This is a genomic window from Fodinisporobacter ferrooxydans (genome assembly GCF_022818495.1).
Lineage (GTDB): Bacteria > Bacillota > Bacilli > Tumebacillales > MYW30-H2 > Fodinisporobacter > Fodinisporobacter ferrooxydans.
The window spans coordinates 3,759,463-3,780,283 of the sequence record NZ_CP089291.1 but is presented as its reverse complement, the minus strand read 5'-3'; the positions used below and the strand labels follow the sequence as shown (position 1 = coordinate 3,780,283).

Below are 20,821 nucleotides of genomic sequence, written 5' to 3'. Positions count from 1 at the left end.
TGACATTCAGTGTATGATAGTATCCCCGTACCCCGTGTACGGGGATTTTCTAAAATCGATGTGATTGGCAATTCTTAACGTATATGGTATAGTTAGCACTGTTCTGATTTATGAAAGATTTTTGAACGTGCACGGAGGTTTAATATGGAAGTTGACCATTCGAAAATACGAGAAGCTGTAAGGATGATCCTGGAAGCGGTAGGAGAAGATCCGGAACGTGAGGGCTTGCAAGATACGCCTGCGCGCGTTGCCAGAATGTATGAGGAAGTATTTGCAGGATTACATAAAGACCCTTCTGAACAATTAAATGCGATTTTTAACGAAGATCATGATGAGTTGGTGATCGTTCGGGATATTCCTTTCTATAGCATGTGCGAGCATCATTTGATTCCATTTTTCGGATATGCCCACGTAGCCTATCTGCCCAATAACGGAAAGGTAACCGGTTTGAGCAAACTGGCGCGCTTGGTCGAGACAGTAGCAAGACGGCCACAGTTACAAGAACGAATTACCAGTACGATTGCCGATACGGTGGCAGAAAAACTGCAGGCATCAGGTGTCGCGGTGCTTGTGGAAGCGGAGCATTTATGCATGGCGATGCGAGGTGTCAATAAACCAGGCAGCAAGACTGTTACGACGGCTTTTCGGGGTCTGTACCGCGAAGATAAAGAAGCGCGCAGTGAAGTATTGTCTTTATTGCGCAACTAATCCTGGCAACCTTTTTACTATCCTTTTTGCCATCCGATTGCCGGATGGTTTTTTGCTATTTCAAAATACATTTTGGCGCAAATGAAATCGCATCAGCCGAAACAAGTTCGCAAGGAACTTTATACAGATTTTTCGGCATCGCATGGAAAACAGCTTCACCATGCAAATGTCCATAGACACAATAAATGACTTCGAACTCTTCTAATAAATCGATAACTTCTGTTCGGGCAAATGTCTCGTCCGTCGGCGGATAATGAAGCATGCAAAGGATCGGAAGTTTCGCCTGTTTCGCCTGTTCAAGGGAAAGACGCAGGCGCCCCAATTCACGACTATATAGTTTGTGGTCTTCCAAGGTGAAACCTTTCATGGAAGGAGTATTCCAACCTCTTGTACCGGCAACTACATAGTCGCCGACAGCAATGGCATCGTTTTGGATGGCGAAAATCGATGCCGGAAGATGTTCGCGGACTTTTTTGATCGTTGACCACCAATAATCGTGATTGCCTTTAATCATGATTTTATGTCCCGGCAAGTCTGCGATAAATTGCAGATCCGGCGCTGCTTCTTCATAGTTCATCGCCCAAGAGATATCTCCGGGCAGCAGCACTATGTCATGCTCTTTTATTTGTTGTTTCCAGGCCTTTGCAATGCGTTCGGGGTGATTGGACCATTGTTTCCCGAACACATCCATCGGCTTATCGGCAGCAAATGATAAATGCAAATCTCCAATCGCGTAAATAGACATAGTGTCACTCTTTCTTATGATCTTTCCGAATGATGCAGTTCCTACATGCATTGTAACATGTAATTGCGATTCGGGGGAAATCCGATGTTCATGTACGTTGATAATGGATCATTGCAGTGTTTTCATGCAAGGATTTTTGGCGATGGGCAGGGAAAGGGAAAAAAATGTCGAATTAACTAATTGCAAATATGAAAATATGGAGGTGGACGGCTGATGGCGTCTGATTTGCATACAGTCATTGTTACATATCTTGAACAGACACATCGAGCGTGTACCTTTGCAGATATTCTTGAACATCTACAGGATACAACCCGTCGCAGCCGTGGGGAATTAATGTCAAGAATAAATTTGGAGAATGATTCACGATTTATCCGGATTTCGGATCAATTGTGGGGGCTAGCGGATTGGAATCATCAACTCTTACATAATGATTACAGGCAAGGAGAGGAACGTATGTTGAAAAACGATGTTATCGCACCTTTATTACAGTTAATGTCTGAAACACTATCACAAATTCAAAATTCGGAGCAGGATATTCCAAGTCAAGTCATCTCACTGTTTGAATCGGAAGACATTCAGGGAATTCAAAATCTGATGGAACAAAAGAAACAATTTGCTCAATTTTCTGCAGATCTTCGTGAGTTCCTCGACAAATGGATGAGCGCATAAACGTCCATTCGCGCATTCGGGGAATCGTAGAGGATCGTTTTGATCGTATGCGCGATTTCCTTTTGGAGTGGGGAAAAACCATGGATTTCCTGAAAGGGCAGGTACCAATGGCGTTTTCGGAAGAGGATCTGGACAGAATCCAACATCTTATGAAGGAATACCATATGTTACGCCGCAGAATCGAGCATGTGCGACTGTTTATTGAAAAATGGGAACATAGGCATTCTTCCATTATGAATGATGACTAAATGCATGCCGATTTGTTTCGGTGATAGGAGAGACTGGATGAAACGTCCGGTTTCTTTTGTTTTTGATGAAAATGGTTCACGGATGATCAATTGGGGAGCAGATATGACAGACGAACAATTTTTTTCTGTTTTGGCGCAATCGGGAGTTTGTTTGAATAAAGAACAAATGACGGCTGTTCGCACGGTGTATGGGCCCGTTTCTGTTTTTGCAGGGCCGGGGAGCGGCAAAACCACCGTACTGGTCTGTCGCCTCGCATACATGCATCTGGTTTGCGGGATTTCGTTGAAGAATTGCCTTGTGATGACATTTACCAAGGCGGCGGCACAGGAAATGAAAGAGCGGTTATTGGGTTTCCCGGGCATGTTCGAACGGGATGTAGCACGGATGACAATCGGGACATTTCATTCGGTATTTTATCGCTTCTTGCTGCGCGGCAAGCAAGAATTGCCGGATATTATGACAGCGCAGGAGCAGAATCAATGCATTCGGGAAGCCGTCCGTACGGTTGCGGATGATACAACAGATGAGCAAATCAAGCTGATCTTAACGCAAATTGGTTTGTGTAAAAGTTATTATATTCTACCGCAAACATTGCAAGTGAAGAAAACGGAAAATATAAAGTTTAAAAAAATGTACGCCATGTATGAAGCGCTGCGATTGAAAGCAAACAAGATGGATTATGATGATGTATTGCTTTATACGTTGGAGTGGTTGAGACAGGATCATACGTCCCGGGCTTTCTTATCCGGACAATATCCGTTTCTTGTCGTCGATGAATTTCAGGACACCAATTTTGTTCAATATAAACTTTTGCAAATGCTGGCGCAAGAACAAAATATTTTCGTGGTTGGCGATGATGATCAAGCGATTTACGGCTTTCGCGGCGCAGATGTCAAATTTCTGCTGAACTTTCAGTCTGATTTCCCGAACACAACGCAAATCATTTTGGGTACCAATTACCGTTCGACTGATTCCTTGATCGGGCATACATCCAATCTGATTGGAAAAAATCAAATCCGCCAATATAAACAATTGCAAGGAATCGGACGAAATGGCGGAAAGCTGAAACTGATCCGGCCGGCTTCCATGAAGGAAGAAGCGCAAACAATTGTCGATGCGATAAAAAAACGTATAAATCAAGGGGCGGATGCGCATCAATGTGCGGTATTGTATCGCACACATGTCCAGGCGAGAAGTATCGTGGATGTTTGCATAAAAGAAAATCTGCCGTTTTTTCTGCATGATGACGGGAACTTCTATGATATTTGGTATGTGCGCAATGTCTTGCAATACTTGCAGGCAGCGGCAAATCCAAATGACATCGAAAGCTTGTTCGATATTCTGAATCGCCCCAAACGCTACGTATACGGGGCGCATATCCGTACAGAGCTGCTCCGCTTATGCGGGCAATCGAAACGTCACGCAGTTGATGTTTTGCCGCAAATTCGTCCACTCGAGCCGTATCAGATTCGTAAACTGGAGGACTTGCGGTCAGATATTTATACATTGCAAAAATTGCCGCCCAAAGCGGCGATTCGCTATGTGCTGCAATCGATCGGCTATTTCAGGTACATCGAAGATTATACGGGCCAAGTCGGCCAGGACAGTACGGAAATTGCATCCGAGTTGGAAGAATTAATGGAAATGGCAGAACCATTTCAAACGCTTCAGGAGTTTCTTGTACATATTACAGATGCACGCAAAACAATTGCGGAATCTGTTCGCAATCGAACAGTTGGTGTGCAATTTATGACGTTTCACCGTGCGAAAGGTTTGGAATTCGAAGATGTATATATTGTTGGCGCAGTGGAGGGCATGACTCCGCATCCTAAGGCCTTTCAACACAGTAATGGAAACACATCGGACGGGAACATTCACGGACGTAAGATAGGGAAAATCAATGACAAAGAACAAGAAAAATACCAACAGGCATTAGAAGAAGAGCGCCGTTTGTTTTACGTAGCTTGCACACGTGCAAAAAAACATTTATACGTGAGTGTTCCGAAGCAGTATCTAGGCAAAAAATCTGCGCCTTCCATGTTTGTTCAGGAATTGGCTGAAGATGAAAGGGAAGCCCGAACAGTTTCAAACACTTCATAAAACACAATGTAAAACGCAATCAAAAATATCAAAAAAAATTCCAAACAAAATTCCAAAACATGTATTGCATAAATAGATAAGACATGATATATTAATTTCTGTCGTTAATCATGTGCTCGTTATGAGGACAAGCGGGTGTGGCGGAATTGGCAGACGCACTGGATTTAGGTTCCAGCGGGCGACCGTGGGGGTTCAAGTCCCTCCACCCGCATCATATCCATTTGTCATGCGATAAAATGGCATTTGTTGCCTGTGCCCTTAGCTCAGCTGGATAGAGCGTTTGACTACGAATCAAAAGGTCGGGAGTTCGAATCTCTCAGGGCACGCCATATTTGGGGGTATAGCTCAGTTGGGAGAGCACCTGCCTTGCAAGCAGGGGGTCAGCGGTTCGAATCCGCTTACCTCCACCAGTATTCCTCGATAGCTCAGCGGTAGAGCATCCGGCTGTTAACCGGAGGGTCGCAGGTTCGAATCCTGCTCGGGGAGCCATCATGGCCCCATGGTCAAGCGGTTAAGACACCGCCCTTTCACGGCGGTAACAGGGGTTCGAATCCCCTTGGGGTCATTTGACAGAGGCCGGAAGCCAAAGTTGTTTCATGTTTCCGTCCAAACGAATGGTGAAGCGGTTATCATTCGACACGGGCGCTTAGCTCAGCTGGGAGAGCACCTGCCTTACAAGCAGGGGGTCGGCGGTTCGATCCCGTCAGCGCCCACCAGATTTGCGGAAATAGCTCAGTGGTAGAGCATCGCCTTGCCAAGGCGAGGGCCGCGGGTTCGAGTCCCGTTTTCCGCTCCAGGATCAAAGGAGTGCAGAGTTTTCACTGCACTCTTTTTTTACATATTTGTCACATCTTTTTTACATATTTGCAGTGGAATTTTATTTTTTTTATTTTCTGATGTAAATTTGTTATGATTTTCAGGTATATTGTAAAATAAGGGATGTTTTACATAGGAATGTCTGCAAATATCCGACTGCAACGTTTGTGAAAATTCTGAAGTTCTGAATGTGCTTGTTACTTGGATGGCTTGCAATTTATTTCAAGTGCGTGTTCAAAAAGTGGCCTTGACTGCTTTTTGAACATCCTCTTCAAGGAGAAATGCGTCTAGGTATCGAAGTATAGATATCCGAATGAGACTGAACAGGAGATGAAAGTATGAATGTAACGATTTATGATGTAGCTCGGGAAGCCGGTGTTTCAATGGCTACCGTATCGCGCGTATTGAATGGGACGGCTGTTGTAAAAGAGGAAACCAAACAAAAAGTCAAACAAGCCATCGAACGTCTTGGATACAGACCGAATGCAGTGGCTCGCGGCCTTGCCAGCAAGCGGACAAAGACGATTGGTGTGATCGTTCCGGATGTATCTGCATTGTATATCTCGGAAATTGTTCGCGGTATTGAAGATATTGCAGTTATGTACCGCTATCATATCATATTGGTGAATTCGGACGCACAATTGGAACGAGAAATTGATTTGATAGGAACGATGTGGGAAAAACAGGTGGATGGTATTGTGTTTATGTCCAAACAAGTTTTGCCGGACCACATTGAAACATTTATACAAGCGCAGATTCCTGTTGTTTTATGTGCCACTGAGGATCCGGAGCGCAGGATCCCATCTGTCAACATCGATTATACCAAAGCTATATTTGACGGCGCTCGTTATCTCATCGATCATAACGCGAATCGATTGTTGTATGTCGGCGATCCGGCTGCTGCTTCCATCAGCAGTCAAGCACGGGTAAAAGGATTTAAAGAGGCTGGAAAAGACAGCGGTATTTCGATTGACATTCTCGAATTGTCCGACCTGACATACGAAACCAGTTATAAAGAAATGGACTATTTCCTGGACAGCCACCCGGTTCCCAACGGAATTATTGCGGTCAGCGACGAAGTTGGGCTTGCGATGATGCATGCGTTGCAAGATCGAGGGTTTAAAGTGCCGGAAGATGTGCAAATCATTGGCTACGATAATACACGGCTCGCGTTGATGTCACGCCCGCAGTTGACGACGATCTCGCAGCCATTGTATGATATTGGAGCTGTTTCCATGCGCTTGTTGACCAAGTTTTTGCAAGACGAGCCGGTTGAGACGTATAGTGTAGTATTGCCACATGACATGGTCATACGGCATTCCACGTTTTAAAAAGTCGGACTTGTAAAGGCGCTTGTGAGAACCGTTTGTGCATATAACAGAATATACTATGATAGAAAAATCTCTGGAAGAACACTGATTTTTCTAATACTTTCTGCTATACTGTAACAAATGAAGTTTTTATCCTCTCTGCGAAGGAGTTGACCGATTATGCGCGTGGAGAGATTAGCGGATAACAAAGTCAAGATATTCATTAGTTATGACGACCTTGAAAAACGAGGCATTGATCGTGAAGAAATGTGGCAAAACGGACGCAAGGTGCAAGAACTTTTTTGGGATATGATGGAATATGCCTATGCAGAAGTAGGATTTGAAGTTGCCGGTCCCATTTCGATTGAAGCGTTTACCATGCCCACAGAAGGCATTATCGTCATTGTTACGCAAGTACCTTCTTTGCCGCTCGGGCAGTATGAGGAAGAGGATGGAGACGATCAGGAGGAGACATTTGAGGTACAAGTCAATATGACTTCTGTCGTTGTGGTTTTCTTCGATTTTGAAGATGTAATTCGCGCTGCAGCCGCAATTGGAGATCATGCCGATATAAAAAGTACACTTTACGCGAATGACCAAAAATATTATCTCTATATACATGAAGATGAAATGGAAGAGGAATGGTTTGAGTCTGTTTGGACCATTTTATTGGAATATGGTGCACATTCCAATGTTACCAAAGCTTTTCTCGATGACTATGGCAAAGTCATTGTGGACGGGTATCCGTTTTTGACCATATTGCGATATTTCTCATAAATCTTTCTTGTTTTTCATATATCGATTGAAAAACCACTCGCTAGCAATGGCGGGTGGTTTTTCCTTTATAAAAACATTTGTACCAATTTTAAAAATAAAGCGGTAATTGCGGCAGCCATCAACGGGCCTACAGGGATTCCTTTTAAAAAAACGATGCCAAGAATCGATCCGATGACTATGGAAACCATCAACTGGGGAGAAGAACGCAAGAGACCTAACCCTTGCCCGTTGAAATATGTCGCCAGCAAACCTCCGACAATTCCCAAGACTCCCGGTATGGTAAAAAAGGAATTGATAATTTCCTTTGTTGAAACCCGGTCAGATAATAGAGGAATCAAAACAACCAGCATGAGGCATAGCAGCCCCAGTTCCAGACCTCTGCGCTCGAGCGTCGGAAAAAAACGATCCAAATGACTCAATTTCATGACCAGTAAAACACTGGCTGCAGTCGCGAGAACACTTGCCCGCCCAATTATCCCGATAACAATCAAAATCACAAGCATCATTTCTCCAGACATTGCACGTCGCCCCATTCTTCCTGCATTCCTTACCAAATATATGGGACACGCACGGGAAACATTCGGCCGAGTTATTTCATCTCCTGCTGATTCGTGCAATAAATCGAAATGTATTATAAAATAAGAGATGAAATGCTAAGATTTGCCGGATGTTCTTCCATTTGTTGTGGCTTGACTACTTTTTTGGGTATCGTATCACTGCGCAGGCCTTGCCGTAAACATTCCAGGGAAAGGACGGCTGTCGGTGCTATATTTCCTATATTTACGTTTGCTCCAAAATATTTGATAAACTGCACTTGTTGGGATTTTAATGGAGCTTCCCAAATGACCAAAGTTTTATCGATTCCGCTTTTCATCAACTGTTCCACATCGGCAAAACGCAGGCTTCCGTCTTTTTCGTACATGCCGACATTCTTGCCTGATTCACGGCCTTCGATGATCACAAGTTTTGCTCCATGCGCCAAATCTTCTTCGATTTGTTGAAGCTGTTCAGCGACAGGCAAATGTGAACCATCTTCTTTTTTCCCTATTTCGCCAAATACCTGAAAATCAAGTTTCTGTGCGTATCGTATCAATTGGTTGCGCAAGGGTCTCGGCAAATCAATAGTTCCATCAGAAACTTCAACGCAAGTAAATCCGATTTCTGCACAACGTTCCATCCATTGTTTCCATACATCTTGCAAGACGGCAATTTCCAAAAATGTACCACCTGGACAGATCTCAATTTGATGCTCTTTCAAGAGCGCGATTTTTTCGCGTAAAATCGTTTCGGGATACAAGTAGGCGGAACCGAATCCTAATTTTATGATATCGATAAAATTTCCTGCGAGGTTCAGGAGATCTCTTGTTTCTTGCAGCCCGAGTCCGGTATCGATCACCATCGTCACACCGTCTTTTCTAGGCTTGCTTTTCGTGCGATCGGCAAGAGGAGGCAATACAATATTCTGCCATGCAAATGGGCCTGTCATAGGGGAAGAAGCTCCTTTCCATTCATCCGTTAGGGCTTGCGGGTCGATGCGATTCAGCCATTGACACATACATGGATGAATCGTGGATATGTGTTCTTGATACATCTTCGATAAGGTATGCGAGCAGGAAGAAGAGGGTGCCCAATCGCAAGAAAAATAAAAAATGGTATGGAAAAAATTACAATTCTCTTGAATGTGAAAAACGTTGACGTAAACATAACGTTTGACGATTTTCCGAACAAGTTTTATTATTGTGAATAAAACTGACCAGAAAATTAGGTGAAGGATTATGGAAGATTTTATTACAGATTACGCGCGCATTTCGGAAGACAGTGAATTTTCGGCACCTTCGACTCCGCTTAGGCGGGATGTCCGAATTTTGGGGCATCTGTTGGGAGATGTCATGCAGCAGCAGGAAGGAAAGGAATTGCTGGACTTGGTAGAAGAAATCCGCCAACTCGCAAAACGGATGCGTTCTGATTTTTCTCCGGCAGTCAGACAGGAATTCCAACAAAAAATTGCAGCAATTCCAATGGATAAAAGGCGACATGTCATTCGGGCATTTGCCATTTATTTTCAGCTTGTAAATATTGCCGAACAAAATCATCGCGTACGCAGAAAACGCGAGTATGAGCTGACAAATGACAAGCCACAGCGGGATTCTCTCGAGCAGACCATCGCAGATTTGAAAACAGCAGGCGTGACAGAGGAAGAAGTCGTGCAAATGTTTGCGGACATGCGGATCAATTTGGTTCTGACCGCACATCCGACAGAAGCCATGCGCAGGAGTGTACTTGATAAACATCATTCGATTGCCCTCTCTGCCTCGCAGTTTGACCAAAGGCTTACACCAAAGGAGAAAGAACGGTTAAAACAGCGCTTGCTGGCAGATATCGTTGCACTTTGGCAGACGGATGAAATACGGTCCCGGCGTTTGACGGTCATGGATGAAGTGCAAAACGGACTGTACTATTTTGACGAGACATTGTTTGATGTACTGCCGACCATCCATATGGAGCTGGAATCTCTGTTGAAACAATCCTATCCGGATATCGGTTGGAAATTGCAGCCGATTGTAACATTCGGTTCATGGATCGGTGGAGATCGGGATGGAAACCCGTATGTGACAAATGAAATTACGTACGAGGCAATGCGCATGCACTGTCAGACAGCTTTGCAACAATACCGTCGGGAAATCGAAAAGATCAACAAAGTGCTGAGTGTCTCGACCCGGCAAGCGGCTGTCAGTGAAGAACTATTAAAATCGATTGAAGTTGATGATCGTTTATTAAATCAAGTGGAAGAAGATGCTCAAACGTTTTTTGAACCATATCGCAGAAAGCTGCACCAAATTGATTTCAAGCTGAAATATACATTGGATCATTTGTTGCAATCTGCAGGTGAAAGAGCGATGGAATCAATTGTATACCGTTCACCGTCCGAATTGTTGCATGAATTGACATTGATTGACAGAAGCCTTCGCTTGAATAAAGGGGAACAAATTGCAGAAACCGTTCTAAAACCTTTTATCTGGAAAGTAAAACTGTTTGGTTTTCATGTCGCTTCGCTGGATATTCGTCAACATAGCGGCGCTCATGAAAGTGCCATTGCCGATTTGGCCAACCAATTGGGAAATCCATACTATACCACATACAGCGAAGAACAAAAAATCAATTGGCTGACGCAAGTTCTGCAAGATCGGCGCTTGGTGACGCTTCCGGGCGCAGAGTATTCTTCACAAACCGTGCAGTCACTGGGGCTTGTGAAAACTGTGCGAGCGTGCCAGCAACAATTTGGCGAGCATTGCATTGAAAACTATTTGATCAGTATGACGCAAGGCGCCAGTGACCTGCTGGAAGTATTGGTATTGGCAAAAGAAGCGGGATTGTTCCAGTGGAAGCAAGACGGCACAGCAGCAAGCACATTGAATGTCGTGCCGCTGTTTGAGACGATTGAAGATTTGCGCGGGGCAGCCGATGTCATGGAATCCCTTTTTCAACATTCGGTATACAAGGCCCAATTAGCAGCTCGCGGCTATCATCAGGAGATCATGCTTGGATATTCTGACAGCAACAAGGACGGCGGATACCTGACGGCGAACTGGGAGTTGTATAAGGCGCAAATCTCCATTCATCGCATGGCGAAACGCTACGGAGTGAAAATTACATTCTTTCATGGCCGCGGCGGCGCTCTTGGCCGCGGCGGCGGACCGCTGACCCGTTCCATTCTGGCGCAACCGCCGGAAGCCTTACATGGCCGTGTGAAAATAACAGAACAAGGAGAAGTGATTTCTTCCCGATATTCCATGCCGGGGATCGCTTATCGAAGTCTCGAGTCATCCATCTGGGCAGTTGCGAATTCCGGACTCAAACGATACGAGCGCCACGCCCAACAAGATCAATGGGAACGGGTGATGGAGCAGATTTCCGAACATGCCTTTCATTTTTATCAAGGGTTGGTGTATGGAGAGGAAGCGTTTATCAAGTATTTCCAGACTAGCACACCGATCAACGAGATTGCCGAACTGAAAATCGGTTCCCGTCCGGCAAAACGCAAGAATTCCAATGATATACGGGATTTGCGGGCCATTCCGTGGGTATTTTCCTGGACGCAAAACAGGCATCTGCTCCCTGCGTGGTATGCGACCGGGACGGCATTATCTGCTTTTGTCGATGAAAATCCTGATAATATCCAAATTTTGCGGAATATGTATCGTTCCTGGTATTTTTTCCGTGCATTGATCGAAAACTTGCAAATGGCATTGGCGAAGGCAGATATGATGATTGCAAGAGAATATTCGGAACTTCTGCCGGATGAAACAGATCGGCAACGAATTTTTACACGGATTACAGATGAGTATGTGCATACACGTGACATTATTTTATCAATTACAGAACAAAAACATATTCTCGATTCGAGTCCTGTCATTCAGGAATCGATCCGTTTGCGCAACCCGTACGTGGATCCTTTGAGTTATTTGCAAGTACAATTGTTAAAAGATCTGCGTGAGCCGCAAGGACTGACCGAACAAGATGCGGATGATGCAGAAATTATTTACGAGGTCATGCTGACAATTAACGGAATTGCCGCCGGACTCCGAAATACGGGTTGACAGAAAGGGTGTACGGAGGAATGCGGGAAGCACAGCAGCGCTTTCTGTCCCGTTTGCTTTTCAAAGAATTGCAAAAACAATCGCCGCAAATATTGCAAGATGCCGAATATTTACAAACGCATCCGGAATTGGCATTTGATGAAACACATACGTCTGATTATATCTTTCAGGCATTTTGCGATGCCGGACTCAATCCGCGACGGGTGGCAAAGACAGCGGTGTATGCCGATGTGGGGATGCAAGAACCCCGTTTCGGATTGATCGCAGACATGGATGCAATGGAAGTTGCAGGGAGTGTTTTGCATGCATGCGGACATCATGCCCAACTGACTCATCTTTTGGGAGTTATGCGGGTGCTGGCAACGGTACAACCGGAATCTTTTCACTTTGGCATCCGCATGATTGCAGCACCGGCTGAGGAGTTAGGATTTTCCTTGCAACGAGAACTTTCAATGATGGAAGGGCTGGTTTCTTCACGTTCAGGAAAAAAGTGCCTGGATGAAGCGCAAGTCTTTCAACCGCTGCAAACTCTCATTTGTTGTCATTTGGCAGATAATCTGCCAAGTCGGACAATGGTGATGGGATACCAGACAAACGGATGTGCAGTGATTACACTGCACATCGCAGATACGGCAGGGGGGGGCATATTCCGGCTCTCCCAGCAGATCATTCGGATTATTGAAAAAGAGGCTCGGACTTTTCAGCATGCACATGGGAAAGGGATGCGGGAGTGTAATGTCCGCTTTGATTTGTCAGGTTTGTCTTCCGGAGTCATGGTTCTTTTTGTGTTAGGAAATCACCCGTCCGATTTCCCTTGCGTCATGGAAGTGGCAGAATACATCCCACAATTGCTTGCCGAACATTTTGGAAATCACTTGTTGACCGTTCTCGATCTCTGTGATGCGTATGCTCCGCTGAAGCAAAACCGGGAATTGGAGCGCATGGTGATGCGGCATGCGGAGGCTGTCGGGTTTAAAATAAAATCGCGGCAACAGCACATGGATGGATACACGGATCTGGGTTTTTTAAGCAATCGCCTGGCAGTTTGCCAACCGCTGATTGGCGGAACCCAAGGAATGACACACACCAGGGATTTTCGCGTTGTCGATCTGGAAACGGCGTATTTGCTGCCCATTCGCTTGCTTTTGGATGTGATTGTGGATTATTTTTTAAACAAGTAAACCTATTTTGCAGATAAACGTATGGTAAAAGTAGAGAGAGAGCAGATGGAAAGGGAGAACGGCGATATGAATCTAGAAACAAAACTTGCGCAAATTGGAAATCGGAAAGATCCGGCAACAGGAGCATTTAATCCGCCCATTCACCATTCGACGACATATCGTCATCCGCGCTTGGGTGAAAGTACGGGATTTGATTATACAAGGACAAAGAATCCGACTCGCCAAATCCTCGAAGACGCCATTGCCGATTTGGAAGGCGGGGTGCGGGGATTTGCGTATGCCTCCGGGATGGCGGCGGTTGTAGGAATTTTAACGTTATTTCAACCGGGAGATCATCTCGTGTTATCGGATGATTTATATGGCGGCACCTATCGCGTGATGGAGCAAATGTTCCGCCAGTATGGAATTTCAGGCACATATGTAGATACAGGGGATTTGTCCGCTGTGCGGGATGCCATTTCTGAAAATACAAAGGCGGTTTTTATCGAAACGCCGACAAATCCGTTGATGAAAATTACCGATCTTCGCGGAGTTGTAAAAATCGCGCAAGAGCACGACATTTTGACAATTGTGGACAACACGTTTTTAAGCCCCTACTTCCAAAGACCGCTGGAATTGGGAGCGGATATTGTCTTTCATAGTGCAACAAAGTATTTGGGCGGTCATAATGACGTATTGGCCGGATTGGTTGTTGCAAAGTCCGAAGACTTGGCAGAACGATTGTTTTTTCTGCAAAATTCCATCGGTGCGGTATTGGGACCGCAGGATTGCTGGCTGGTCATGCGGGGAATGAAAACATTGGCATTACGGATGCAGCGACATGATGCAAATGCCCGTATTCTCGCGGAATTTTTGCAAAACCATCCAAAAATCGAAAAAGTGCTTTATCCGGGCCTCGCGGATCATCCTGGACATTTGGTGCAAGCACAGCAAAGTACGGGATTTGGCGGCATGATTTCCTTTTATGTCAAAAAACCGGAATTCGTCCCGCAAATTCTCGAACGAATTCAATTGATCGCATTTGCTGAAAGTCTTGGCGGTCCTGAATCCATGATCACATTTCCGGCACGGCAGACGCATGCCGACATTCCTGAAGACGTCAGAAATGCCATCGGTGTAACAGATACACTTTTGCGCTTTTCTGTGGGACTGGAACATTCGGAAGATCTGCTCGCCGATCTCGAACAAGCGCTGCGTTAAGATCAACGGATTTCGCATAAAATTTATCGTCAAGGCAATACTTCTACGGACAAATCGTAGGAGGGGAATTGCCTTGGGTCGCAAACATCATTTACAAGGTCCGCAACGCCATGATGTTCCATCACTTGTGAAAATTGACAGCCCTGACGATGTACCGTTCGAGGGAAAGATGCCGGGACAGTTTTTGAATGATGACAATTCTGAAAATAAAGGAACAACACGCGAACAACAAGCAAGCCAGTTTACGCGCGTTGATCAACCGGATGATATCGACGCAAATTTCAGCAAAAAATAAGGATTTGGAACTTGACGTGAAAAAAATGGGGATAAATCCGGTTTAATACTTAAAAATGGAAAACAAGCAACTTTTCGAGCTTGTACAATTTCGATATACTTGCCTTGAAAGAAGAGTTTTGATTTTTGCTTGCGACTCTTTTGAATTGCTTAAAGGTGGTTGAATCGATGAGTGCAGAACAAAATACTGCGGATCCGAATAAGGAAGAGCAAGAGAATTTAAACGTATTAACGAGTACTCAGCTTGTAATCAAGGATGCATTGATCAAACTTGGATATGGACAAGAGATGTACGAACTGGTGAAAGACCCGTTGCGTGTGCTGACCGTTCGAATTCCCGTGCGGATGGATGATGGAACGGTAAAAGTATTTACCGGGTACCGTGCACAACACAACGATGCTGTTGGACCGACAAAAGGCGGCATCCGTTTTCATCCGGATGTTACGGAAGATGAAGTAAAGGCATTAAGCATCTGGATGAGTGTCAAGTGCGGGATTGCCAATTTGCCATACGGAGGCGGCAAGGGCGGGATCGTTTGTGATCCGCGGGAAATGTCTTTCCGCGAATTGGAGCGTTTGAGCCGCGGCTATGTTCGCGCCATCAGCCAAATCGTAGGACCGACAAAAGACATACCGGCACCGGACGTATTTACCAATTCGCAAACGATGGCATGGATGATGGATGAGTACAGCCGCATTCGGGAGTTTGATTCTCCAGGTTTTATTACAGGAAAGCCGCTGGCCCTCGGCGGTTCTTTAGGTCGCAACACATCTACGGCCCGCGGTGTGGCCATTGCGATTGCCGAGGCTGCCAAAGTAAAAGGAATTGAATTGCAGGGAGCACGGGTGATCGTTCAGGGATTTGGCAATGCCGGAAGTTATTTGGCAAAATTCATGCATGATGTCGGCGCCAAAATTGTCGGTATCTCTGACGCATATGGTGCGCTTTATTCAGAAGAAGGCTTGGATATCGATTATCTGCTGGAGCGGCGGGATTCCTTCGGCACCGTTACAAAGCTGTTCAAAAATACGATCAGCAATCAGGATGTATTGGTTCGTGATTGCGATATTTTGGTGCCGGCAGCGATTGAAAACCAAATCACCATTAAAAATGCACATGATATTAAAGCGAAAATTGTCGTCGAAGCAGCTAACGGTCCAACGACATTGGAAGCTACGAAGATTTTGACAGATCGCGGCATTTTGCTCGTGCCAGACGTATTGGCAAACTCCGGCGGCGTGATTGTGAGTTATTTTGAATGGGTGCAAAACAATCAAGGGTTTTATTGGACAGAAGAAGAAGTGGAAGACCGCCTGGAAGAACTGTTGATCCGTTCCTTCCATACGGTTTATGAAACGGCTCGAACACGCCGTGTCGATATGCGTTTGGCTGCATATATGGTCGGGATTCGCCGGATGGCGGAAGCTGTTGAACTGCGGGGCTGGGTATAATCCTTTCACCTATCCGACCGAAAGAGCTGAAAAGACCGAAAGTTGGCCAATGCGAGGACTTTTTTATTTTCCACCATTATTCCATATCCGATATAAAAAGTGGCAAGCGGATGCTCGCCACTTTTTATTCGGCCAGGAACAAACGTTTGTAAAACATCTTTGTCGTTATGTACTATCCTTGATCCCCGATATCCGATTCATCTTCAAAGAAAGCGCGCAATTCTTGTTCCGATTGACAGATTTCAAGTCCGATCATCAATTTGATCCTGGCTTTTTGTCCATTTAACCCGTTGCTGAAAATGACCCCCATTTCTTTCAGTTGTCGACCGGCGCCCTCATATGCATAAAAATCGGATACTACGCCGTTATAACAGCGGGATACCATGACGATCGGGATGTGTTCTTCGATACATCGTTTGATCGCAGGTACGCTTTGCGGCGGTACATTTCCTTGTCCCAACGCTTCGATTACAATGCCGGAGACCTTTTTTTCCCGCAGGCAATCGATCAATTCACCGCCGATCCCTGCAGCAAATTTAACGAGCCCCACATGCTCCCGGATGGTTTCTACAGGAACTGTTTTTCTATCCAATATCCCATGAATCATGTGTACATGTTTTTTATCGATTGCACCCACTGGACCAATTCCAGGGGACTGAAACGTGGATACATTGCTGGTATGTGTTTTTGTCACATCCCGTGCTGCATGAATTTCGTCGTTAAATACAACAAGCGTACCAAACCCTTTTGCTTTGGGATGTGCAGCGACGCGAACCGCATTTACTACATTGATCGGTCCATCTGCGCCTAATTCATTGCTCGAACGCATGGCTCCTGTAACTACGATTGGCAGATCGGATGCAATCGTAAGATCCAAAAAATAAGCAGTTTCTTCAAGCGTGTCTGTACCATGCGTTACCACAATGCCATGGTAGGAACCTGAATCGATGTATTGCCTGATTTTTTGCGACAACTCCAACATGTGCTTTGGTGTTATATGAGGACTGGGCAAATTTGTGAATTCGATTGTAGATATATTTGCATATTCGGAAATTTGCGGAATCGATTGAATCAAAGTGCTGGCATCCGCCTTTGGCAAAATGCCTTTTTCTTTTGACTCAACCATTGCGATTGTTCCGCCAGTGGTAAGAATCAGAACATGTTTCACACAGGCATCTCCTTTATTGTACGATCGGAAAGTATAAATTTTACAGGTCGATAGTATGGGCGATGGATTTATAGACATTTCGTATTATTAAGGATGACAGGACGATCTGTCAATGTTACGATTTCATCCGATTCATCCTTTTATTTTACTGTTGGGATAAATGTTGGAGGTTGATCGTAAAAGCCTCAAGGAATACGTCTCGATTCAAGTGCTAACAAGTGCCAAGTTCGCATCGGTAAGGGAATATAGATTTTGCCCGGAATGTGTCTATTTTTTACTGCAATCGTCGATACTACTTCTGAGATGTTTGAAAGGGGAATTGGAATTGTGAATATACATGTGATAGAGGAACAAAATCATTCCTATGAAATGTCGGGCCAAGATCGGGTAAAAGTTTTCATACGGTGCCGCAATTGTGGAGAAAGTTATATTTTACGTGGATCAAAAAGCCGTTCGGGACATATAGAAACCGGATTTAAACGTTGTCTTTGCGATAATGAGGATTTGTTTGACATCGAGCAGATCCACTAATAACGCACAACTACCAGCCGCCTGCATTGGATCAGGTGGTTTTTTTATTTTTTGTCCGCATATTCAGGAGGGAGGCTTGCCAAACTAAAAATAATTTGAAAAAGATCGGAAACAAATGTTTCTGCCTTTTCCATGTAAGTGATTTAGGAGGTCGTGTAATGTACAGACGAATGGCAAATTGGCTCCTTCCTGTTTTGGCAATTGGACTTATGATTACAGGCATTTGGGGATTTCAGCAATCGAGGCAAAAGTCAGCACTTTTGATTCAGAGTGAAAATCATTACCAACAGGCGTTTCATGATCTTGCGTACCAAATGGATCAACTGCAAAATGAATTGGGCAAATCCTTGGCGGTAGGCTCGGAAAATCAGTTTAAAAAATCGATGAACAGCATATGGAGAATGACCTATATGGCGCAAAATGATGTCGGAGAATTGCCGCTGACGTTAATGCCGTTTCATAAAACGCAAGCGTTCTTGCATGACCTGGGGACATTTGCGTATCAAGCAGCAGCAGCCAAACCACTGGATGCTGCACAGGTAACAGAGCAGCAATGGAGGCAATTAAAACAATTTTATCAGGAATCGAAAGCCATGGAAGCAAATGTGAAACATGTCCAAACGGCTGTGTTAAACGATGGGGCGCGTTGGACAGATGCGGAGCAAGCACTGGCCGCGCAAGGTCAAAAACAAGATAATGTGATTATCGACGGTTTTCAACAGTTGGAAAAAAAGGTGTCGCAATTCCCGGAAATTCATTGGGGACCGACGGAAAATCAGCAAACCGTTCGATCGGAAAAGCCGGATACCAGTCATTTGACGGGCAGTATGGTAAATGCGGAACAGGCGAAACAACAAGCTGCAAAATTTTTGGGTCGTACCGATTTGGAAAACTTGACAGTTGTAAAAAATGGGCCGGGAATGCCATATCCGGCGTACAGTGTAACTGCGACGACGGCAGATGGCGTCAATTCCTATCTTGAGCTGGCACAAAAGGGTGCGCATGTCACCTGGTTTTTACATGACAGAAGCTCAGGTAAACCGACCATCGATTTGAACCGCGGTGAAGAACTTGCCGCGAAATGGTTAAAGGACCATCAATATTCAGATATGCAGCCCGTATCGATTGAGCAATACGACAATATTGGCGTCTATCAATTCTGCTATGCGCCGCAAGGAATTGTTCATTATTCAGAAAAAATGGCGGTAAAAGTTGCTCTCGACAACGGAGACATTATCGGTTTTCAAGCAAAAGATTATTTGTTTCATCAAACACCGGGGCTTTCTCTACAGCCCAAATTGACAGAGGCAAACGCCCGGGCAAAAGTCAATGGACATCTGCAGATCCAACAAAGCAATCTTGTTGTCGTACCGGATGAGAAAGGAAAAGAGGTGCTTGCCTATGAATTTTTGGGCACAATGGATCGGGATACGTATAAAGTATACGTCAATGCGAATACGGGAGAGGAAATCGGTGTAGAAAAACTTACAAATCAAACAAGTACAGCTTAACCGTCCAAGACAGATAAATTCGAACATTTTTGCAATGTTTCGACAAGTGGGAGTCTTGTTTGGCAGATCTGGTGAAAAAGATGCAAAAGGTTGCCAAATCGGGTATAATTTTACCTATTGATGGGCATGCAGATTTTCGTTTAGGGGGCTAGACAATGGCTTTGCCGCGGGTCGGGCAAACGGTTTTTTTAGATGTGCGAAGCGGACCTTTAGCGGGACGCTACCAATGCAGAGTTGTAGATCATGGGCAATCTACCCTTTCCATAGAAACACCGTTGCGATTAAATTCGACGGTGCCTGTTACTTTTGATGTAGGGATTGATTTTGAGGTAGTCTATCGTGCTTTGGATGGAGCAGAGTGCCGGTTTTTCTCAAATGTTGTGAAGCGGGTGGTCAAGGAAATTCCCGTACTGGAAATTTATAAACCGAAAATGTCCGCAATTACGCGAATCCAACGCCGGGAATATTTGCGTGTTCCGATTAATATCCCCGTTGAACTGGCATTTCTTGATTCTTATACGAAACGCCCGGTTACTTGCAAGGGAATGAGCAAAGATATTAGCGGCGGAGGTTTGGCGTTTACCGTGGAATCTTCCATTTCTGTGCATGCGGAAGATGTGATCGGGTTTCGATTTACCATCCCGATTGACGGTTCCATGACTGAAGTCCTCGGCAAAGGAATCGTTTTGCGAGTGTTGGATTTATCAGAAAAAAATGTAAAAAAAGTAATATCTGTTCGCTTTTTCGATATTTCCGATCAAAATCGGCAGCGAATCGTCCGGTTTACATTTCAGAGACAGATTGAAATCAGCAAAAAACTGGACCAACTGTAGGTATGTTTTTACATTCCCGTACATAGGATGGTATTGGGAATGGAGGGACAACCATGTTTTTCATGCGTTTTCTTGATGGCAGACAAAAATGGCCGAAACGACTATTGGTTTTGGGTATTGTACTTACACTGGCAAGCCAATTGATGTTAGGCTTTGGGTATAAATTCAGCATGATGCCTGCATCAACTGCACAATCCTCTGTGCAAGGACAAGCATCGTTGGCGGCAGATGTCAATTTTGAACTTGCAGATGCGGATTTGCAAAACCAACGTGTGTTGCTGTCGGTGAATGGTGTGACGAAAGGCGCGTTCTCTACATCTTCCATGACAGTGCAGTTGCATGAAGGGGATGTAGTTTCCATTCAAACGAATGGTGCTGCCAAATCGATTCATGTGATGGTGGATCATGACGATCCGCAATTGTTTTATCCGGCTCCCGGATATACGATTGCGGTGGATGACAACCATCCGTTTACCTTTCAAAAAGTCGAATTTGTTCAACCGCAAGGCAAGTAGGATCAAAGTCCCGACAGCTTGCACCCCAACTTTACCATATGGTACTATTGAGTTACTGTCACACCTGTCGGGTTTTGGATTTTTTATAAGGATTGAGAAAAAGCGGGCTGTGCCTGCTTTTTTTTTAGAGATGATTCACCGGGGATTTCACCATCATTTTTCAA

18 protein-coding genes and 7 tRNA genes are annotated in these 20,821 nt (G+C 44.8%); 21 read left to right on the top strand and 4 right to left on the bottom strand.

All coding sequences use genetic code 11. The features are described 5' to 3' along the window. Window positions 1-144 precede the first annotated feature (144 nt). Window positions 145-708, top strand: a complete 564-nt coding sequence (folE, locus tag LSG31_RS18180; RefSeq protein ID WP_347436455.1) for a GTP cyclohydrolase I FolE — start codon at window positions 145-147, stop codon at window positions 706-708. A 55-nt stretch (window positions 709-763) separates the two neighbouring features. Here the strand turns inward: folE and LSG31_RS18175 are convergent, their stop codons facing one another. Continuing rightward, the gene (locus LSG31_RS18175) at window positions 764-1,453 is read right to left on the bottom strand and encodes a metallophosphoesterase (RefSeq protein ID WP_347436454.1); all 690 of its coding nucleotides are present in this window, start codon (window positions 1,451-1,453) and stop codon (window positions 764-766) included. Window positions 1,454-1,666: 213 nt separating this feature from the next. On the opposite strand from LSG31_RS18175, the gene LSG31_RS18170 reads away from it, so the two are divergent. From LSG31_RS18170 to LSG31_RS18115, 12 genes are all read left to right on the top strand, one after another. After that, entirely contained in the window at window positions 1,667-2,122 is a 456-nt protein-coding gene (locus tag LSG31_RS18170; RefSeq protein WP_347436453.1) for a hypothetical protein, read from the top strand. Further along, complete coding sequence (locus LSG31_RS18165) at window positions 2,107-2,370, top strand: hypothetical protein (RefSeq protein ID WP_347436452.1); 264 nt, start codon at window positions 2,107-2,109, stop codon at window positions 2,368-2,370. The genes LSG31_RS18170 and LSG31_RS18165 overlap by 16 nt, the downstream gene beginning before the upstream one ends. A gap of 37 nt (window positions 2,371-2,407) precedes the next feature. Next, on the top strand, window positions 2,408-4,471 hold the full coding sequence (locus tag LSG31_RS18160; protein WP_347436451.1) for an ATP-dependent helicase: 2,064 nt from the start codon (window positions 2,408-2,410) through the stop codon (window positions 4,469-4,471). A gap of 131 nt (window positions 4,472-4,602) precedes the next feature. Beyond that, window positions 4,603-4,682: transfer RNA gene (locus LSG31_RS18155), tRNA-Leu, on the top strand. A 41-nt stretch (window positions 4,683-4,723) separates the two neighbouring features. Further along, window positions 4,724-4,800, top strand: a tRNA-Arg gene (locus LSG31_RS18150). Window positions 4,801-4,805: 5 nt separating this feature from the next. After that, window positions 4,806-4,881, top strand: a tRNA-Ala gene (locus LSG31_RS18145). Between the two features lie 4 nt (window positions 4,882-4,885). Then, window positions 4,886-4,960, top strand: a tRNA-Asn gene (locus LSG31_RS18140). Window positions 4,961-4,964: 4 nt separating this feature from the next. Continuing rightward, a tRNA-Glu gene (locus LSG31_RS18135) sits at window positions 4,965-5,036 on the top strand. A gap of 75 nt (window positions 5,037-5,111) precedes the next feature. Next, window positions 5,112-5,187: transfer RNA gene (locus tag LSG31_RS18130), tRNA-Val, on the top strand. Between the two features lie 5 nt (window positions 5,188-5,192). Continuing rightward, a tRNA-Gly gene (locus LSG31_RS18125) sits at window positions 5,193-5,267 on the top strand. A gap of 358 nt (window positions 5,268-5,625) precedes the next feature. After that, window positions 5,626-6,618, top strand: coding sequence for a substrate-binding domain-containing protein (locus LSG31_RS18120; protein WP_347436450.1), 993 nt, complete (start codon window positions 5,626-5,628; stop codon window positions 6,616-6,618). A gap of 159 nt (window positions 6,619-6,777) precedes the next feature. Next, on the top strand, window positions 6,778-7,374 hold the full coding sequence (locus LSG31_RS18115) for an adaptor protein MecA (protein WP_347436449.1): 597 nt from the start codon (window positions 6,778-6,780) through the stop codon (window positions 7,372-7,374). 65 nt (window positions 7,375-7,439) lie between these two features. Here LSG31_RS18115 and LSG31_RS18110 read toward each other — a convergent pair whose 3' ends face one another. Together LSG31_RS18110 and comA are read right to left on the bottom strand one after the other, a co-directional pair. Further along, window positions 7,440-7,892, bottom strand: coding sequence for a DUF441 domain-containing protein (locus LSG31_RS18110; protein WP_347439559.1), 453 nt, complete (start codon window positions 7,890-7,892; stop codon window positions 7,440-7,442). A 113-nt stretch (window positions 7,893-8,005) separates the two neighbouring features. Next, entirely contained in the window at window positions 8,006-8,929 is a 924-nt protein-coding gene (gene comA / locus LSG31_RS18105) for a phosphosulfolactate synthase (protein ID WP_347436448.1), read from the bottom strand. A gap of 220 nt (window positions 8,930-9,149) precedes the next feature. Between comA and ppc the strand changes: the two genes are divergently transcribed. From ppc to LSG31_RS18080, 5 genes are all read left to right on the top strand, one after another. Then, on the top strand, window positions 9,150-11,972 hold the full coding sequence (ppc, locus tag LSG31_RS18100) for a phosphoenolpyruvate carboxylase (protein WP_347436447.1): 2,823 nt from the start codon (window positions 9,150-9,152) through the stop codon (window positions 11,970-11,972). A gap of 20 nt (window positions 11,973-11,992) precedes the next feature. Beyond that, the gene (locus tag LSG31_RS18095; RefSeq protein WP_347436446.1) at window positions 11,993-13,153 is read left to right on the top strand and encodes a M20/M25/M40 family metallo-hydrolase; all 1,161 of its coding nucleotides are present in this window, start codon (window positions 11,993-11,995) and stop codon (window positions 13,151-13,153) included. 66 nt (window positions 13,154-13,219) lie between these two features. Beyond that, complete coding sequence (locus LSG31_RS18090; protein ID WP_347436445.1) at window positions 13,220-14,353, top strand: trans-sulfuration enzyme family protein; 1,134 nt, start codon at window positions 13,220-13,222, stop codon at window positions 14,351-14,353. 73 nt (window positions 14,354-14,426) lie between these two features. Continuing rightward, window positions 14,427-14,648: a hypothetical protein gene (locus LSG31_RS18085; RefSeq protein WP_347436444.1), complete on the top strand. Its 222-nt coding sequence runs from the start codon at window positions 14,427-14,429 to the stop codon at window positions 14,646-14,648. Between the two features lie 167 nt (window positions 14,649-14,815). Continuing rightward, a complete protein-coding gene (locus LSG31_RS18080) occupies window positions 14,816-16,099 on the top strand; it encodes a Glu/Leu/Phe/Val family dehydrogenase (protein ID WP_347436443.1) in 1,284 nt (427 codons plus the stop codon). A gap of 172 nt (window positions 16,100-16,271) precedes the next feature. Here LSG31_RS18080 and LSG31_RS18075 read toward each other — a convergent pair whose 3' ends face one another. After that, complete coding sequence (locus tag LSG31_RS18075; RefSeq protein WP_347436442.1) at window positions 16,272-17,267, bottom strand: asparaginase; 996 nt, start codon at window positions 17,265-17,267, stop codon at window positions 16,272-16,274. Between the two features lie 689 nt (window positions 17,268-17,956). Between LSG31_RS18075 and ypeB the strand changes: the two genes are divergently transcribed. From ypeB to LSG31_RS18060, 3 genes are all read left to right on the top strand, one after another. Then, window positions 17,957-19,309, top strand: coding sequence for a germination protein YpeB (gene ypeB, locus LSG31_RS18070; protein WP_347436441.1), 1,353 nt, complete (start codon window positions 17,957-17,959; stop codon window positions 19,307-19,309). Between the two features lie 155 nt (window positions 19,310-19,464). Further along, the gene (locus tag LSG31_RS18065) at window positions 19,465-20,142 is read left to right on the top strand and encodes a flagellar brake protein (RefSeq protein ID WP_347436440.1); all 678 of its coding nucleotides are present in this window, start codon (window positions 19,465-19,467) and stop codon (window positions 20,140-20,142) included. Between the two features lie 53 nt (window positions 20,143-20,195). After that, on the top strand, window positions 20,196-20,657 hold the full coding sequence (locus LSG31_RS18060) for a hypothetical protein (RefSeq protein WP_347436439.1): 462 nt from the start codon (window positions 20,196-20,198) through the stop codon (window positions 20,655-20,657). Window positions 20,658-20,821 lie beyond the last annotated feature (164 nt).

Bases quoted from the DNA above. Each gene is read 5' to 3' on its own strand.
- LSG31_RS18175 (WP_347436454.1), bottom strand. From the start codon at position 1,453: ATGTCTATTTACGCGATTGGAGATTTGCATTTATCATTTGCTGCCGAT.
- LSG31_RS18110 (WP_347439559.1), bottom strand. From the start codon at position 7,892: ATGTCTGGAGAAATGATGCTTGTGATTTTGATTGTTATCGGGATAATT.
- ppc (WP_347436447.1), top strand. From the start codon at position 9,150: ATGGAAGATTTTATTACAGATTACGCGCGCATTTCGGAAGACAGTGAA.
- LSG31_RS18080 (WP_347436443.1), top strand. From the start codon at position 14,816: ATGAGTGCAGAACAAAATACTGCGGATCCGAATAAGGAAGAGCAAGAG.
- LSG31_RS18115 (WP_347436449.1), top strand. From the start codon at position 6,778: ATGCGCGTGGAGAGATTAGCGGATAACAAAGTCAAGATATTCATTAGT.
- comA (WP_347436448.1), bottom strand. From the start codon at position 8,929: ATGTGTCAATGGCTGAATCGCATCGACCCGCAAGCCCTAACGGATGAA.
- LSG31_RS18165 (WP_347436452.1), top strand. From the start codon at position 2,107: ATGGATGAGCGCATAAACGTCCATTCGCGCATTCGGGGAATCGTAGAG.
- LSG31_RS18120 (WP_347436450.1), top strand. From the start codon at position 5,626: ATGAATGTAACGATTTATGATGTAGCTCGGGAAGCCGGTGTTTCAATG.
- LSG31_RS18060 (WP_347436439.1), top strand. From the start codon at position 20,196: ATGTTTTTCATGCGTTTTCTTGATGGCAGACAAAAATGGCCGAAACGA.
- folE (WP_347436455.1), top strand. From the start codon at position 145: ATGGAAGTTGACCATTCGAAAATACGAGAAGCTGTAAGGATGATCCTG.
- LSG31_RS18170 (WP_347436453.1), top strand. From the start codon at position 1,667: ATGGCGTCTGATTTGCATACAGTCATTGTTACATATCTTGAACAGACA.
- LSG31_RS18160 (WP_347436451.1), top strand. From the start codon at position 2,408: ATGAAACGTCCGGTTTCTTTTGTTTTTGATGAAAATGGTTCACGGATG.
- LSG31_RS18095 (WP_347436446.1), top strand. From the start codon at position 11,993: ATGCGGGAAGCACAGCAGCGCTTTCTGTCCCGTTTGCTTTTCAAAGAA.
- LSG31_RS18090 (WP_347436445.1), top strand. From the start codon at position 13,220: ATGAATCTAGAAACAAAACTTGCGCAAATTGGAAATCGGAAAGATCCG.
- LSG31_RS18065 (WP_347436440.1), top strand. From the start codon at position 19,465: ATGGCTTTGCCGCGGGTCGGGCAAACGGTTTTTTTAGATGTGCGAAGC.
- ypeB (WP_347436441.1), top strand. From the start codon at position 17,957: ATGTACAGACGAATGGCAAATTGGCTCCTTCCTGTTTTGGCAATTGGA.